The following is a 16,326-nucleotide window of genomic DNA, read 5'->3' as shown; positions in this document are numbered from 1 at the left end:
GATGCAGGAGGTAGGGCAATGCAGGAGCGATTGCCGAGGGGTTAGGGGAGATTTTTTTAAATAAATCCCCCTCGATCCCCCTTTTTCAAAGGGGGAGGTGTTTTTGACGAAGTTTCCCTTTTTCAAAGGGGGAAAGTTGTTTTTGGCGAAACCCTTAGCGGTAAAAACGATTGCCCCCGTAATAGCGGTCGTTATGCTTGAAATAGCGGATATCTTCCGAAGCCCGCGTGAGCTTTTCCTTCAGTATCTGCCGCTCCCGCCAGTCCAGACGGCCATCCTGCTTGAAGCGGCGTTCGACCCGCTCGATATGCCGCTGCTGACGTGCCAGCTGGGCATATTCGTAAGGCGTTAACTGTCCTCTTGTCAGTCCGCCTTCGATACGCTGACGCTGCCGCCACTGTTCTGTGTTGATTCTAGCGCCTCCCCGATGGCCGTGAAATCCCGAGCCGTCGCGGTAATCACGGTAATGCGAATCGTAATGCGCCTCGGCGTTGCCGATCAGGAATAAGCCGCCCAGCAACGCCAAAATTTTGATAATTTTCATGATCTGTCTCTATTTGTCGATGACGGCAACAGATTAATCCCGGCAAGTTGAACCCGAACTGAACGATTTTAAAAATGATAGAATGCCGTGCAATGAACGCGATCCCCTTACAACCCCGAATTTATACCGTCTCGGAACTGAACCGCGCAGCCGCGCTTGCGCTTGGCGAACATTTTTTGATGGTCTGGGTCGAAGGCGAAATCTCCAATCTCAGCGCTCCATCGTCCGGCCACCTGTATTTCTCGTTGAAAGATGCGGGCGCGCAGGTGCGGTGCGCGCTATTCAAAAATCAGCAGCGCGGGCTGCGCTGCAAGCCCGTCAACGGAATGAAGGTGATCGTCAGGGCCGAGGTCAGCCTGTACGAACCGCGCGGCGATTACCAATTAATCGTCGAACGCCTGGAGGCGGCGGGCGACGGCGCCCTGCGGCGGGCTTTCGAAGCCTTGTGCTGGAAACTGTCCGAAGAAGGGCTGTTCGATCCGTCCCGCAAAAAAAGCCTCCCGCGCCTGCCGCGGGCAATCGGCATCGTCACCTCGCCCACCGGCGCCGCGCTTCGCGACATTCTCAGCGTACTGAAACGCCGCTTTCCGGCCATTCCGGTAATCATCTATCCGGCCTCGGTCCAAGGCGCCAATGCCAAACTCGAAGTGGCCGCGGCGATCGATATCGCCAACCGGCACGCGGACTGCGATGTGCTGATCGTCGCGCGCGGCGGCGGATCGCTCGAAGACTTGCAGGCCTTCAATGAAGAAATCGTCGCGCGCGCGATTGCCGCGAGCTCGATTCCGGTCATTTCCGGAATCGGCCACGAAACGGATGTGACGATCGCCGACTTCGCGGCCGACCTGCGCGCCGCAACCCCGAGCGCAGCCGCCGAACATGCCACGCCGGACCGGCAGCAGTGGCTGAACGCTTTCATGCAATTGGACAAACGCCTCGAACAATTCCTGCAGCGCAAACTGACAGGCACGCATCAACGCCTGGAATGGCTCGGCAAACGCTTAAAGCAGCAGCATCCCGGACAAAAACTCAGGCGCAACGCGCAGCGGTTGGACGAACTGGCGTTGCGCCTGACGCAGGGAATGCTGCGCAAGCAGCAGCAACACCTTCATCAGCTTGCCGCCGCGAACGCCAAATTATGGCAGTTTAATCCGGCCGCCCGGCTGCGCAGCCAACAGCAGCGGCAACAGTATCTGGGCCAGCGCCTGCAGCGCGCGATGCAAAACAAGCTGGAACAGAACCGGCTCAAACTGGCGAACACCAGCCAGACTTTGCATGCAGTCAGCCCGCTCGCGACCCTGAGCCGGGGCTATGCGCTGGTAACCGAGACGAAAAGCGGCCGTCTCGTCCGCTCCACCCGGCAGCTTGCTGCAGGCGACAGGATTCAAACGCGGCTTGCCGACGGCCGATTCGTCAGCGAAGTCGTGGACATATTGAACGGCTAAAAATCAGGCCGCTCTTATTTTTTCCAGAATTCGGGCAAAAACAGGATGATGATCGAGAAGATCTGTACGCGCCCGAGCAGCATTGCAAAGCTGCACACGGCGGTCTGGAAATCGGTCAGGCTGGCATAATTGGTCGCAGGGCCCACTTGGTTCAAGCCGGGGCCCGCGTTGTTGAAGCAGGCGATCACCGCGGACAGCGCACTGATAAAATCCATTCCGCTCAGGAGCAGCGTGAACACCAGGATCACAACGCACATGAAGTACATGAAAATGAAACCGGTCACCGAGGTCACGATCGCATTGTTGATCACTTGGTCGCCGATTTTCAATGGCCGGATCGCCTGTGGGTGGATGAATTTGAACAGCTCCAGGCGCGCCTGTTTCAACAGGATAATCGTGCGGATCATCCGGATACCGCCGCCGGTGGACCCGGACGAGGCCGAGAGGCAACTGAGGAACAGCATCCACATCGGCACGAAAATCGGCCATTGGTTGAAATCCTGAGTCGCAAAGCCGCAATCGGTGGCGATCGTAACCAAATTGAAGGTCGCATGGCGCAACGCCGTCCAATAATCGCTATAAGTCCCTGCCTGCCACAGTACCGCCGCCGATACCGCACAACTCCCGAGCACCAGCGTCAAAAAGGCGCGCGCCTCCATATCGACCGCATAAGGCTTGAACGAAAGTTTACGTATCGCGATAAAGTGGGTCGCAAAGTTGATCGCGGCAATCAATTGAAAGATGGTCAGCACAATCTCGATCGGCAACGAGTTAAAAAAACCGACGTTCTGATCGTGCGTCGAAAAACCGCCGAGACTCATCGCCGCGAACGCATGGCAGATCGCGTCGAACCAATCCATTCCGGCCAGCTTCAAAGCCAATATGCACGCGACCGAAATGCCCGCATAGACCATCCACAGCGCTTTCGCGGCCTGTGCGATCCGCGGCGGCAAATCCGATTCCTTGACCGAACCCGGCGTTTCGGCGATATAGAGCTGCATGCCGCCGATGCCCAAAATCGGCAAGATCGCCACCGCGAAAATGATGATGCCCATCCCGGCGATCCAGTTCAGCTCATGCCGCCACAGATTGATCGACATCGGCAGTTGGTCCAGGCCCGACAACAGGGTCGCGCCGGTGGTCGTAAGGCCCGAAGCCACTTCGAAATACGCATCGATAAAGCCCATGCCTGGGAAATAATATAAGAGCGGCAGCGTGCAGAAGATCGGTGTAAGCGACCAGGTGATCGCGACCAGCAAAAAACCGGTCTGCCGCGAGACTTTCTTGGGAATCCGAAGCGTCGGGAAAAACAGCAAGGCGCCAGCCAACAAAGTAATGATTGTCCCTCGAAAAAAAGCCGATGTCGCGCCGTCGTCGGCGAAATACGATGTCATCAGACAGGTCGCCATCAGGCCGCTGAAACCCATCGTGACCAAGCCGAAGATATGGAAAATCGTCAAAATCATAGCGTTGACCGTGCGGAATGGCTAAGCCATCCCTCCAAACCGGTTGAAGAAATACCGAAAAGGCTCGGGAGAGAAAATTTCGAATGGGATAAGAGCGGGCAAAGGCCGCGAAAATCGTCCATGGTTCCCGCTTTATCAGACCTTATGCAATGGCTGAAAGATTTTTTCGATATTGCTGACCAGCTTTTTGTCCATTGCGAACATGACCACATGGTCGCCTTCCTCGAAGATCACGTCGTGATGGATCGGAATGACTTCGCCGTTCCGTATCAGGGCGCCCATCACGATGCCGGCCGGAAAATGGATGCTGTCCACGCGCCGTCCGACTACCGAGTTCGGATCGCTGTCGCCGCTGTAATGCGCGATCGCCTCGATCGCTTCGGCGCTGCCGCCGCATAATGAACGCACCTGCACCACATCGCCGCGGCGCACATGCTTTAGAATACTGCCCAGCGTTTCCTGATTCGGCAGCACCGCGACATCGATATCGGTATCGGCCAGCAGCTTGGTGTAGGATTTATGGTTGAGCAGGCAAATCGCCTTGCGTACGCCCAGGCTTTTCGCCAGCGAGGCGGAAATGATGTTGACTCCGTCATTTTCGGTGATTGCGCAAAACAGGTCGGTACTGCCGATCGATTCGTCGATCAGCAAGGTTTCGTCGGCGCAATCGCCATGCAACACTACCGTTTTTTCGAGCTCGTTGGCGATCTTATTCGCCCGTTTCGGGTTGAGTTCGATGATCTTGACCTGATGGTCGTTCTGCAGCGCCAGCGCCAGCCGCTTGCCGACATGCCCGCCGCCGGCGATGATGATCCGCTTCAGCGGCGCTTCCAGTTTATGCAGCGACTTCAGGACGTGCCGGACCTGCTCGCGCGGCGCGACCAGAAAAATCTCGTCGCCGGTTTCGATCGTCGCGTCGCCGTTCACGACCAGAGGCTTGCCGTCCCGGAAGATGGCGACGATGCGGATTTTGGCATCGGATAAATGCTCCTTGAACGCGCGGATCTTTTTACCGGTCAAAAAGCCGTTCGGCACCACTTTGACCGAAAACAGCCGCACCAACCCTCCCGCGAAATCGGAAATGTGCAGCACGCCGGGAAACTCGATCAAATTGCGGATCGACTCCATCACGATCTGCTCGGGGCTGATCACGATGTCGATCGGAATGCCGGCCGGGCTGAATAAATTCGGGTTTTTCATGTAATCGATCGCGCGCACCCGGGCGATCGTTTTCGGGCGGCTGTACAGCGCGTTGATGATCAGGCAGGCCAGCATGTTGGTTTCGTCGCTATCCGTTACCGCGATCACCATGTCGGTATTATGCACGCCGGCCTGTTCGAGTACGCTCGGATGCGCCGCATTGCCGCTCACCGTCGCAATATCGAAGCGCTGCTTCAAGGAATCCAGGAGCTCGGGCTTGAAGTCGATCACCATGATATCGTTTTCTTCGCTTGCCAAAGCCTCGGCGACCGACGAGCCGGTTACGCCCGCTCCGAGAATGAGGATTTTCATAATCGAATTATTAATGAACCAATCGAATTAAATTGGCGCGATATTATAAATATCGTGCTGAATATTTCATTAAAATTATGCACCTACCTCAACGGCAAGCCAAGCGCCGCCGCGGGAGCCGGAAGATTTACCGATACGAATCAATCGCCTGTTAAAATAGGGCTGAATGCACGCCGCGATAAAGCACATCATTAAAGCCGTTAACTTCAGTAGCCCATGCGGATTCCATAGGGCAGCCAGCTACTGGCCGGCTTATGGGGAGCCATTCTCGTTAACGGCACCCGTACGGCAGGTTCAATCCCATGGTTCAGGAAGCATTAAGTTTGAAGCCAGATAATAACGCCAGCTCGATATGCACCGTTCAGACAATTGGAACCGGCTTTCATCCCTGAAAATAAACTGCGATGATATGAGTCGTCTGTAGTGGACCGGGAAAGGCTTTTTGAATATCATCCCCAGCCAATTTTTTCACAACAATTTCATTGAGTAACTATGAATAAACTTTATCGATTCGGACAAATTGCCTCACTCGCCTCTGCCGCTTTGATCACGGGATGCATGGGGGGCGGCCTCGGCAACAATGCCGGCTATCCCGGCGGCTATCCTGCGCAGGGCTACCCGGCTCCCGGATACCCCAATCAGGGATATCCGTACGGAGGCAACCCGTATGGAGGAAATCCTTACGGCGGCTATCCGAATACCGGCGCACAGTCTGGGCTCGGCTCGCTTTCGGGGGCGGTTATTGCAGCCATTATCCAGGGCATGGCCGGCAGCGTTTTCAACGGACAAATCGGCTCGCAGCTTGCTCCTGTCGACCAGAACTTCCGCCTCCAACAATTGGGCGGATTATTGCAAACGGGCAATATCAACCAGTCGCAGCAATGGCTGAACCCGCAAACCGGAAGTCAAGTTGCGATCAACCCGATCGGCCAGCTCAGCCTGAATCCGCAAACCCAACAAAAATGCCAGAATCTGGAAGAAACCGTTACGCTGCCGGACGGGAAAAAGATCCGCGAAAAGCGCACGGCTTGCCTCGACCCGAAAACCGGAAAATGGAATCTGGTCAAGTAACGATTTGAACGGGTATAACTTCCCGGTTTTCATCTGTTCGCATTGCGTAGCTTTTCAGCGCGTATATGTTCAGTCCCCCTCTTTGAAAAAGACGACTGCATGGATGCAGGAGGTAGAGTAACGCAGGAAGCAGTTACCGAGGGGTTAGGGGAGATTTATCAAAATATAAATCCCCCTCGATCCCCCTTTTTCAAAGGGGGACTTGAGCGTTTATTTCAGCCTATCCGTAGTCTACCGATCTCGGGAAATTATTCGGAGCCAAATCCTAAGGGCCGAAACACCCGCTTCACTGTACCGTTTGCGCTTTTGCCGGCGGTGAGTCATTCCGTACATCTCACTCTATTCCGAGGGCATGGTATGATATGGCGAATTTTTTAGTTTTTTATCCTATTCAACCCGATTGCCCTGCCCGATGAACGATTCCTTTCTGTCCATAAAGCCCATCCCGAATGAAGAACGCCTGATCATGGCCCTGGATGTGCCCGGCTTCGAACAAGCACGCACTTTGGTCGAAATGCTCGGCGACAGTGTCGTGTTTTACAAGGTGGGGATGGAATTGTTTATGTCGGGCGATTATTTCGGCTTCATCGAATGGCTGAAACAGCGCAATAAAAAAGTCTTCGTCGATCTGAAATTTTTCGACGTGCCTGCGACGGTGGGACGTGCGATCAAGGCGCTGAGCAGCAAAGGCGTCGATTTCGCAACGATTCACGGTAACGATGCGATCATGGAAGCGGCCGCCAAGGATAAGGGCCCCTTGAAAGTTTTGGCGGTCACCGCGCTAACCAGCCTGGACCGCGGCGACCTGAACGACCTCGGTTTCCAGTGCGACGTGCGCGAGCTGGTGCTCTCGCGCGCTCGGCGCGCCTTGCAGCACGGCTGCGACGGCGTCGTTTCGTCGGGACTCGAAGCGCCGATGCTGCGCGAGGAGCTGGGCCAGCGCCTTTTGGTCGTCACGCCGGGGATACGGCCGGTCGAGAACCGCGAAGAAGACGATCAAAAACGGGTGGCGACCGTCGAAACCGCCTTCCGGAATGGCGCCGATTATATCGTGGTGGGCCGGCCGATACGCGACGCCGCCGACCCGAAAGCGATGGCCGAAAAAATTCAGGGACAGATTCGCGATCAATTCCGTTGAGCCGGTGTTTCTGTTGCTCTTAAATCCTTTGCCCGACCGCGCGTTAATGCGGGGAAATGATGGTGTTTGACCCCGCTTTTTCGACATCCTATCCGGTCGCGTTTTTGATGGGGCTATTCAGCAGCGTCCATTGCATCGGGATGTGCGGATCGATTATCGGTACGCTGACGCTCAGCTTGAGCTCCGAAATCCGCGCCAAAAAATCCTCGCTGATTCCTTACGTCTTCAACTACAATGCCGGGCGCATCCTAAGCTATGCACTGGCCGGCGCCCTGGCCGGCATGATCGATCTGTTGATTTTGCATTCGGTCGGACGCATACAGGGGTACCGGCTGCTGCAAATCGTTTCCGCGGTGATCATGACCGGCTCCGGCCTTTATATTGCCGGCTGGTTTCCGCGTTTCGCCTATATCGAAAAAGCCGGCCTGCGGTTGTGGAAGCTGATCGAACCTTACGGGCGCAAACTGATCCCGGTCAAAAACCGCTGGCACGCCTTCCTGTTCGGGATAGTCTGGGGCTGGTTGCCGTGCGGCCTAGTCTATGCGGCGCTGGCCTTGGCCGCAACCGCCGGCAGTATCCCGCACAGCATGCTGACGATGTTTTTTTTCGGACTCGGCACTTTACCGGCTGTAATGGGTATCGGTATAATGACAGGATCATTGGTGCGGTTATCCAGATGGCGCTATTTCAAGCAGGTTGCAGGCCTGATCATGGTTGCGCTCGCTTTGTTCGCCGCCCTGCCGTGGCTGAATCCGATGGCTTACACGGCGCATTCCGCAATTCATTGAGAGAGGATCCACTTATGAACCCTTTTAGCTCGATCATTGGTCAATCCCCCGCATTGGAATCGTTGTTGCGCAGCGCCGGCATCGCCGCCATGACCGATGTCACGATCTTGATTAAGGGCGAAACCGGCACCGGCAAGGAAGTATTGGCGAGTGCCCTGCAAAAAGCCAGTCCGCGCGCGCACAAGCCGTTCATTACGCTGAACTGCGCCGCACTGCCCGAGACCCTGATCGAATCCGAATTGTTCGGCCACAAAAAAGGCGCTTTCACCGGCGCGATTGCGAACCAGCAGGGCCTGTTCCAGGCCGCCGACGGCGGTACCCTGTTTCTGGACGAAATCAACTCGTTGCCGGTTTCGATCCAGGCAAAGTTGCTGCGCTTTCTGGATTCGGGCGAATGCCTCGCAGTCGGCGACACGAAGCCCTATAAAGTCAACGTGCGCGTGATCGCCGCGACCAACAGCGACCTCGTCCAGCAAATCGCCGCCGGCGAATTCCGGCAGGATTTGTATTTCCGCCTGAATGTGGTACCGCTGGAACTGCCGTCCCTCGCCCAGCGTTCCGAAGACATCGGACTGCTGATCAACCACTTCCTGGACGTATTCTCGAAAACGCATTCAATCGACGCCCCCAAATTCAGCCGGCATTCGCTCAAAATCCTGAAGACTTATCCGTGGCCGGGCAACATCCGGGAATTGCGCAATTTGTGCGAACGGCTGTGCATTTTACTGGCGGGCAGAACCATCGAACCCGAGAACCTGCCGTTCGAATTTACCCGCGGCGCGGAGGAAGAACGCAAGCTCGAAACCGGCTTCAAACTTCCTGAAGGCGGCGTGCAATTGGACACACTGGAAGCCGACCTGATCTATCAGGCCTTGAATCGGACTCATGGCAACCGCAGCCAGTCGGCGCGATTGCTGGGTCTTTCCCGGGATACGCTGCTTTACCGGATGCGCAAACACGGCTTCGCCGCGCAGTAGAAATGCGCCCGGGAAAGCTCTCCAATCCCATTATTAAAATAAACCATCCGCAAACCGGCTAAGACAAGGGCGTCCGATCGTCCCTCCATGTTGTGCTATCTCGGACGGCGACAATGGGGCAAATACGCTCTTCCCCCTCCCCTTAGTTTGCATGTAGGGTACGCTGTGCGTACCTTTTCACTTCAATGGTACGCACAGCGTACCCTACCGCAGCGGCTGACAACTCAAGCTAGGCAGGAGGACGGGCTTACGATGAGCGAGCACTCGGCGGGGAAGTAATGATCGACCAAATCCTGCAAACGTAGCCTGCAATCGCCTTCGCGTCCTTCACGTCGCCAGACAGCGAACCCACTGCACAGTAATATTGTCGCTCTTGCCGCTTGCGCGCAAGAGCGAGAGTTTGGCTATTTTTCCCAAGTCATCCAGTTCGGCTTGGGGCTGTGCCAGCTGAACCAGTTCCTGAGTTTTCACATTTTCCCAAAATCCGTCACTGCAGAGAACAAAGGTTTCTCCCGCTTGCGGAGCCGGATAGACATTGATCTCGACTTCATGCCCCTTCGCGACGTTGATGCTGCGCAACAGGCAATTCTGCTCCGGATGGCCGCCCATTTCGGCTTCGGTGATTTTGCCTTCTTCCAAGAGCCCCTGCAGAACCGAATGATCCCGCGTTCGCCAGACGATCCCCTGCGAATTCAGCCTGTACACCCTCGAATCGCCGCAATGCGCGGTTAATACGTACGCTTTGTCGAGATAAAGAATCGCACAGGTGGTGTGCGCCTGAAGAGCCTCCGAATCATGCGCCGACAGCTGCCGCATTTCTTCGACCGCCGCATCCGCCCACAGCGACATGGTGACCGCCGGTTTCTCGCGCATCAAATCCGCAAAGAACTGCGTGTTCTTGATCAGTCCGTGGCAAAAGAAACGCGAAGCTTTTTCCCCGGCATAATGTCCGCCCAGACCATCGGCGACGACAAACACGGCAAAGTCGCGGCCGATCCGGTAAGCCATACAGTCCTGGTTGATCTCCCGGTCTCCCGGGGAAGTCAATTGGTGATGGACCAGCTTCATGCGCTGCTTTAACGGCCGGATAATCGGCTTTGAATCATCAACCGTTTCAAATCCCCCACCGCCTGCGCAAAGCCGCTGAACAATGCTCGGGCAACGATCGAGTGACCGATATTCAATTCGACGATTTCGGGAATCCGGCAGATAGCCTGGACATTATGGTAATTCAGCCCATGTCCTGCGTTGACCTGCAAGCCGGCACGATCTGCCAGCCGCGCGGCTGTCCGGATGCGTTCCAGCTCCCGGGCGCGAGCGGCTGGAGTCGGCGCTTCCGCATAACGGCCGGTGTGCAGTTCGACGACCGGCGCACCAGCCTTGACCGCGGCTTCGACCTGCGCCGCTTCCGGATCGATGAACAGGGACACTTCCACCCCAACGGCCACCAGCCTAGCGCAGGCCGAGGCGACGTGAAGCAGATTGCCCGCCACGTCCAATCCGCCTTCGGTCGTCAATTCCTCACGTTTTTCCGGCACCAGACAGCAGGCGGCCGGCTTGAGCTTTTCCGCGATGCCGACCATCTCTTCGGTCACCGCCATCTCCATGTTCAGCCGGGTCTGGATCATTTCCTTCAGTAAAAACAGGTCGCGATCCTGAATGTGCCGGCGATCTTCGCGCAGATGCGCGGTGATGCTGTCCGCACCGGCCTGCTCGGCCGCCAGGGCCGCCTGAACGGGCTCCGGATACACTGTGCCGCGCGCCTGCCGGACGGTAGCCACATGATCGATATTGACGCCTAATAAAATTTCTCTGCTGTCCATGAATTACAAACGTTTGATGATTTCGTTGAGAACCTTGCGGCTGTTCAGCGGTTTCCCGTGCAGCAACTGATCCAATACATGCCTCAGCAAGGATTTCGCCTCCGCCAGCACATCCGGATCGCCGAAATTCCGGGCCTGAATCGCCAGCAAGCTTTTTCCGGTATAAATTCCCTCGGTAGCTTCGACCGGACTCAGTTCGGCGCCGAGGTGGTATTTTTTCGACGGATCGACCGGCTTACCGTGCTGCATATCATACGCAAGCTGCAATCCGTAGCCGGATTTCTCGATCAGATTGAGTTCGAAGTTTCGCAGCACCGCTTCGAGCGGGCCGCCCTGCCGCAAATCGGCCAGACATTGGCAATAATCGGCAAACAGTTCGGGGTGCGGATCGTCCTTGTGCAAAAAAGCTTCGATCAATTCGTTCAGGTAGAAACCGCAGTACAACGCCAACCCGGTCAGCGGCTGAAACGGCTCCGCCAGTTCGACATCGGTCAGGGTCTTTAATTCCGCTTTGCCGAGATAGCTCAGCCGCAACGGGATAAAGGGCTGCAAGAGACCCTGCGATTTCGATTTGGCCTTCCGGACGCCTTTCGCCAGCAGCGAAAGGCGTCCGAAATCCCGGGTAAACGCTTCGACGATAAGGCTGGATTCGCGGTAGTCCCGCTGCTGGAGGATATAGGCAGGCTGCAGGAAAACCCGATTTTCAGTCATTAAAGCCGAGGCTCTGCAAGGTACGCTCGTTGTCGGACCAGCCCTTTTTGACCTTCACCCACAATTGCATATAGACCTTCCGATCGAGCAACTTTTCGATATCCAGCCGTGCATCGGTGCCGACTTTTTTCAGCATCTCGCCGTCCTTGCCGATCACGATCGTTTTCTGCGCCTGCCGCTCGACCCAGATCACCGCATAAATCTTGGTGATACCGGGCTGTTCCTGAAACAGCTCGATTTCGACGGTCAACGCATACGGCAATTCGTCGCCGAGTCGGCGCGTCAGTTTTTCGCGGATGATTTCGGCGCACAAAAAGCGCTCGGGACGGTCGGTAATCTGGTCTTCGGGATAGATCAGCCCGCCTTCGGGCAGCAGTTCGAAGATCGCTTTTTCGAGCTCTTCGAGATGGGTGTTTTTGAGCGCCGAAATCGGCACCAGATGCTTGAACGGAAAACGATGCTGCGCCTCGGCAAAAAACGCCAGGATCTGTTCCTTGTCCTTGATCCGGTCGACCTTATTGACCGCCAAAATAACCGGCAAACCTGCCTGCTCAAGTTTTTTGAAAATTATCTCGTCATACTCATGAAAAGACAGGCCGTCGATCAGCCAGACCACCACGTCGACGCCGAGCAGCGCGGTATCGGCGGCCCGGTTCAGATAGCGGTTCAAGGCACGCTTGTCGCTTTGGTGCATACCGGGCGTATCGAGATAAACGACCTGTCCGGCCTCGGTCGTATTGATCCCGACGATCCGGTGCCGGGTCGTTTGCGGCTTACGCGAGGTGATGCTGATCTTTTGTTTCAGCAGATGATTCATCAATGTCGACTTGCCGACATTCGGGCGCCCGATCAGGGCTGCGAAACCGCATTTCATTGACCTGTTTTCTCCAGCAATTGCAGCATTTTTTCGGCTGCCGCCTGTTCAGCCCGTTTTCTCGACACCCCGGTACCGATACTGGCATCCTTGAGCAGCGGAATCGTGCATTTGACTTTAAAAGTTTGCTCATGCGGCAAACCGGACATGGTCAGCAGCGTATATTCGGGCAGTTCCACTCGTTTGGACTGCATCAGTTCCTGCAGTTGCGTCTTCGGATCTTTCTGCCAATTGTCCAGTGTCAGAGCCTGCAGTTTTTCCTGAAACAACTGACTGATCCATTGCTTGCAGGCTTCGATGCCCTGGTCGAGAAACAAGGCGCCGATCACCGCCTCCAGCGCATCGGACAGAATCGACTCGCGCCGGAAGCCGCCGCTTTTCAACTCGCCGGATCCCAGCAGCAGATAATCGCCGAACCGGTGCGCGCGCGCCAGCTCGGCCAGCGAAGCCTGATTGACCAGATTGGCCCGGAGCCGGCTCAGCACGCCTTCGGGCGCCTCGGAAAATTTATCGTACAAAATCTCCGCAATGACGAACCCCAGAATCGAATCGCCCAAAAATTCCAGGCGTTCGTTATTTTTCGCGCCGGCGCTGCGATGCGTCAGCGCGGTCGAAAAGAGCTCGGGATTATTGAATGCCAATCCCAGATTACGGGATAAAATCTTCGGATCCCTGATCACACGTCACTGTCCCCGCCGGCTTCTATCATGTCGTGAAATTCGACCAATACGCTGAGATTGTAGGCCATCGACTCGACAACCTCATATTCGATCTCGACCTTCACATAGTTGCTGCTTTTACTGATTTTAATATCCTCCGGTTCAATGAAATCGACATAACCGATATTGAAACGCTTACTGAGACTGCTCCGGATTTCTGATTCGCTCATCTCCGGAAATTCGGGATCCCCCTTCAACGCGGACAAGGCGCTGGCGACCTTGTTGTGATCCAGATAAATCGGCCCGATCTTCAAAATCAAAAATACGAAAAACCCGAAAATAAAGAGCAGAACGCACAACGAAATAAACGTAAGCCCCCGCTGATGTTTCGGCAATGTTTGCATAACGACTCCGGATGGATAATGAATGAATCCACTAAGTCTAGTTTATTTTAACGCGGTGCCAATGCGGTCGAAACCGACGCCTTTATGCTGCCAATCCCAGCTCATCCAGATGAAAAACGCCTTACCGACCAAATTCTGTTCCGGCACCATGCCCCAGTAACGGCTGTCGTTGCTGTTGTCGCGGTTGTCTCCCATCACGAAATAATGGCCCGGCGGCACCACGAACACCCCTTCCACTGAGGGAGCTTCCTGGCGGACCAGAATTTTATGCTCGACGCCGGTCAAATCCTCGTTCAGCTCGACCGCGCCACTCATATCCTGGCCCTGCCCAAAACCTTCATAGATACCGACAGGCTTCTGGGCCACCGGCATATCGTTCACGAAAACCGTTTTGTTGAAATAACCGATCCTGTCTCCCGGCAAACCGATCACGCGCTTGATGTAATCAACCGTCGGATCTTTCGGAAAGCGGAACACCACGATATCGCCGCGCCGGGGTTCGTTTAAATCGATCACTTTTTTATTGATCACCGGCAGACGAATCCCGTAAGCGAACTTGTTCACCAGAATGAAATCGCCAATCAACAAGGTCGGCATCATCGAAGCGGACGGAATCCGGAACGGTTCGGCGATGAAGGAACGCAGCAGGAACACGATCAGCACGACCGGGAAAAAGGAATGCGCATATTCGACCAGCCAGGGTTCGTTTTCCGCGTCGTAAGGTTTGCCTTTGCTCTTTAAATAGGCGACGTAGCCGCCCCAGATGACGCCCGTGACCACCGTCGCCACGAGCAGAAAAAACGAAAAATCGTAGTCCATCGCTATCCCGTCGAATAATGATTAAAAATGGTGGAGCCGCTCATTCCTTGTTCAGCTGCAGGACCGCCAGGAAAGCCTCCTGGGGTATTTCGATATTGCCGACCTGCTTCATCCGTTTCTTGCCGGCCTTTTGCTTTTCGAGCAGTTTTTTCTTTCGGGTGATGTCGCCGCCGTAACATTTCGCGGTCACGTTCTTGCGCATCGCCTTGACCGTCGAGCGGGCGATGATCTTCGCGCCGATCGCGGCCTGAATCGCAACTTCGTACATCTGCTTCGGAATCAGGTCTTTCATTTTTTCGACCAGGTCGCGGCCGCGGCTCTGGCTCTGGTCGCGGTGCACGATCACCGACAGCGCATCGACCTTGTCGCCGTTGATCAGCACGTCGAGCTTGACCAGGGGCGCTTCCTGGAAGCGCAGAAATTCGTAATCGAACGATGCGAAGCCGCGGCTGACCGACTTCAAGCGATCGAAGAAATCGAGCACGACTTCGCTGAGCGGCATCTCGTAATGGATCGACACCTGCCGGCCCACGAACTGCATGTCTTTCTGCACGCCGCGTTTTTCGATGCACAGATTGATCACGCTGCCAAGGTAATCCTGCGGTACGAAAATATTCGCACGGATAATCGGTTCGCGGATTTCTTCGATCGAGCCTACTTCGGGCAATTTGGCCGGATTGTCGACCATCACGACCTCGCCGCCGTGGGTCACGACTTCATAGACGACGGTCGGCGCGGTCGTGATCAGATCGACATCGTATTCGCGTTCGAGCCGCTCCTGCACGATCTCCATGTGCAGCATGCCCAAGAAACCGCAGCGAAAACCGAAACCCAAAGCCTGCGACGTTTCCGGCTCGAACTGCAGCGCGGCATCGTTCAGATTCAATTTTTTCAATGCCTCGCGCAGTTCCTCGTAATCGTCCGAGCTGACCGGATAGAGACCTGCGAACACGCGCGGCTGCACCTTCTGGAAACCGGTCAGTTGCTCGGCGGCCGGGTTGTCGGTCCAGGTGATCGTATCGCCGACGGGGGCGCCGAAAATGTCCTTGATGCCGGCTACCACAAAGCCGACCTCGCCGGTATTGAGCATGTCCTTTTCCAGCCGCTTCGGCGTAAACACGCCCACCTTTTCGACCAGAAACGACTTGCCGGTCGACATGATCGTAATCTTCTGTTTACGGCGGATGCTGCCGTGCACGATTCGGACCAGCGACACCACGCCGAGGTAGCTGTCGAACCATGAATCGATGATCAAGGCCTGCAGCGGCCCTTCGGCAATACCGGTAGGCGACGGGATTTTAGTAACCAGCTGCTCCAGAACATCCTGCACGCCAAGCCCGGTCTTTGCGCTGATTTTCAAAGCATCGTCGGCCGGAATCCCGATCACATCCTCGATCTCGGCGATGACCCGCTCCGGCTCGGCCGAAGGCAGATCGATCTTGTTTAGGACCGGCATCACTTCCAGGCCCTGCTCGATCGCGGTATAACAGTTCGCCACGCTCTGCGCTTCGACGCCCTGCGCCGCGTCCACGACCAGCAGCGCACCCTCGCAGGCGGCCAGCGAGCGCGAGACCTCGTAGGAAAAATCGACATGGCCCGGCGTATCGATGAAATTCAGCTGGTAAGTTTCGCCATCCTTCGCCGTATAGTCCAACGTGACGCTCTGTGCCTTGATCGTGATCCCCCGCTCCCTTTCGATGTCCATCGAGTCGAGCACCTGTGCGGACATTTCCCGGTCGCTAAGTCCGCCGCAGATCTGAATGAAACGGTCCGCCAGCGTCGACTTGCCGTGATCGATGTGCGCGATGATCGAGAAATTTCTGATATGTTTTAAATCCACTACGTTTTCTAGTCTGTCAATGAAACTGAACGGAAGGCGGGATAAATTAGGAATGATCGTCCAATGACTTTGGAGCGTGCCGAACCGCGCCCGAATAAATCCTGCATTATAACAGAATCAAGCCGTGTATGACCCGACTTTCACAGCGCGGCCAGTCATCGGGCGAAACATTTTGGAGAGGTACGGGCCTCATCGTTCCACAAAGGTATTCCGGAAAACGGTCAAGGAGCCAGCCCGCCAAAATCCACCCAAAAC

At 55.7% G+C, this 16,326-nt stretch carries 16 protein-coding genes; 5 read left to right on the top strand and 11 right to left on the bottom strand.

The features are described from left to right. Window positions 1-154 precede the first annotated feature (154 nt). Complete coding sequence (locus JJL52_RS05065; protein ID WP_202051305.1) at window positions 155-544, bottom strand: hypothetical protein; 390 nt, start codon at window positions 542-544, stop codon at window positions 155-157. Between the two features lie 92 nt (window positions 545-636). Between JJL52_RS05065 and xseA the strand changes: the two genes are divergently transcribed. Then, on the top strand, window positions 637-1,989 hold the full coding sequence (gene xseA / locus JJL52_RS05060; protein WP_202051324.1) for an exodeoxyribonuclease VII large subunit: 1,353 nt from the start codon (window positions 637-639) through the stop codon (window positions 1,987-1,989). Window positions 1,990-2,003: 14 nt separating this feature from the next. Here xseA and JJL52_RS05055 read toward each other — a convergent pair whose 3' ends face one another. Continuing rightward, window positions 2,004-3,455 (bottom strand): TrkH family potassium uptake protein, encoded by a 1,452-nt coding sequence (locus JJL52_RS05055; RefSeq protein ID WP_202051304.1) that lies wholly within the window; start codon window positions 3,453-3,455, stop codon window positions 2,004-2,006. A 135-nt stretch (window positions 3,456-3,590) separates the two neighbouring features. Continuing rightward, the gene (gene trkA / locus JJL52_RS05050; protein ID WP_202051303.1) at window positions 3,591-4,967 is read right to left on the bottom strand and encodes a Trk system potassium transporter TrkA; all 1,377 of its coding nucleotides are present in this window, start codon (window positions 4,965-4,967) and stop codon (window positions 3,591-3,593) included. A 492-nt stretch (window positions 4,968-5,459) separates the two neighbouring features. On the opposite strand from trkA, the gene JJL52_RS21520 reads away from it, so the two are divergent. The 4 genes from JJL52_RS21520 (at window position 5,460) to JJL52_RS05030 (ending at window position 8,941) form a co-directional block, all read left to right on the top strand. Then, window positions 5,460-6,038 carry a hypothetical protein gene (locus tag JJL52_RS21520; protein ID WP_202051302.1) on the top strand — a complete coding sequence of 193 codons (579 nt, stop codon included), beginning with the start codon at window positions 5,460-5,462 and terminating at the stop codon, window positions 6,036-6,038. 412 nt (window positions 6,039-6,450) lie between these two features. After that, the gene (gene pyrF / locus JJL52_RS05040) at window positions 6,451-7,176 is read left to right on the top strand and encodes an orotidine-5'-phosphate decarboxylase (RefSeq protein WP_202051301.1); all 726 of its coding nucleotides are present in this window, start codon (window positions 6,451-6,453) and stop codon (window positions 7,174-7,176) included. Between the two features lie 59 nt (window positions 7,177-7,235). Beyond that, window positions 7,236-7,964 (top strand): sulfite exporter TauE/SafE family protein, encoded by a 729-nt coding sequence (locus tag JJL52_RS05035; protein ID WP_202051323.1) that lies wholly within the window; start codon window positions 7,236-7,238, stop codon window positions 7,962-7,964. Window positions 7,965-7,978: 14 nt separating this feature from the next. Next, the gene (locus JJL52_RS05030; RefSeq protein WP_202051300.1) at window positions 7,979-8,941 is read left to right on the top strand and encodes a sigma-54 interaction domain-containing protein; all 963 of its coding nucleotides are present in this window, start codon (window positions 7,979-7,981) and stop codon (window positions 8,939-8,941) included. Between the two features lie 327 nt (window positions 8,942-9,268). On the opposite strand, the gene JJL52_RS05025 is transcribed toward JJL52_RS05030, so the two are convergent. From JJL52_RS05025 to lepA, 8 genes are read right to left on the bottom strand one after another with little or no spacing between them, the layout of a single operon-like run. Then, window positions 9,269-10,009, bottom strand: coding sequence for a PP2C family protein-serine/threonine phosphatase (locus JJL52_RS05025; protein ID WP_202051299.1), 741 nt, complete (start codon window positions 10,007-10,009; stop codon window positions 9,269-9,271). An 8-nt stretch (window positions 10,010-10,017) separates the two neighbouring features. After that, window positions 10,018-10,764 carry a pyridoxine 5'-phosphate synthase gene (pdxJ, locus tag JJL52_RS05020; protein WP_202051298.1) on the bottom strand — a complete coding sequence of 249 codons (747 nt, stop codon included), beginning with the start codon at window positions 10,762-10,764 and terminating at the stop codon, window positions 10,018-10,020. Window positions 10,765-10,767: 3 nt separating this feature from the next. After that, window positions 10,768-11,475: a DNA repair protein RecO gene (recO, locus tag JJL52_RS05015; RefSeq protein ID WP_202051297.1), complete on the bottom strand. Its 708-nt coding sequence runs from the start codon at window positions 11,473-11,475 to the stop codon at window positions 10,768-10,770. Continuing rightward, window positions 11,468-12,349: a GTPase Era gene (gene era, locus JJL52_RS05010; RefSeq protein WP_202051296.1), complete on the bottom strand. Its 882-nt coding sequence runs from the start codon at window positions 12,347-12,349 to the stop codon at window positions 11,468-11,470. The genes recO and era overlap by 8 nt, the downstream gene beginning before the upstream one ends. Continuing rightward, window positions 12,346-13,029 carry a ribonuclease III gene (gene rnc / locus JJL52_RS05005; protein WP_202051295.1) on the bottom strand — a complete coding sequence of 228 codons (684 nt, stop codon included), beginning with the start codon at window positions 13,027-13,029 and terminating at the stop codon, window positions 12,346-12,348. The genes era and rnc overlap by 4 nt, the downstream gene beginning before the upstream one ends. Then, a complete protein-coding gene (locus JJL52_RS05000; protein ID WP_202051294.1) occupies window positions 13,026-13,412 on the bottom strand; it encodes a DUF4845 domain-containing protein in 387 nt (128 codons plus the stop codon). Before JJL52_RS05000 ends, rnc begins: the two co-directional genes overlap by 4 nt. A gap of 42 nt (window positions 13,413-13,454) precedes the next feature. Next, complete coding sequence (gene lepB / locus JJL52_RS04995) at window positions 13,455-14,231, bottom strand: signal peptidase I (RefSeq protein WP_202051293.1); 777 nt, start codon at window positions 14,229-14,231, stop codon at window positions 13,455-13,457. A 40-nt stretch (window positions 14,232-14,271) separates the two neighbouring features. Beyond that, complete coding sequence (gene lepA, locus JJL52_RS04990) at window positions 14,272-16,071, bottom strand: translation elongation factor 4 (RefSeq protein ID WP_336885042.1); 1,800 nt, start codon at window positions 16,069-16,071, stop codon at window positions 14,272-14,274. Between the last annotated feature and the right edge of the window lie 255 nt (window positions 16,072-16,326).

Origin of the sequence: Candidatus Methylomicrobium oryzae (genome assembly GCF_016745425.1) — a bacterium.
Classification (GTDB): Bacteria; Pseudomonadota; Gammaproteobacteria; order Methylococcales; family Methylomonadaceae; genus Methylomicrobium; species Methylomicrobium oryzae.
Note: the sequence above shows the minus strand (reverse complement) of the source record. Positions and strands in the feature narration are given on the sequence as shown.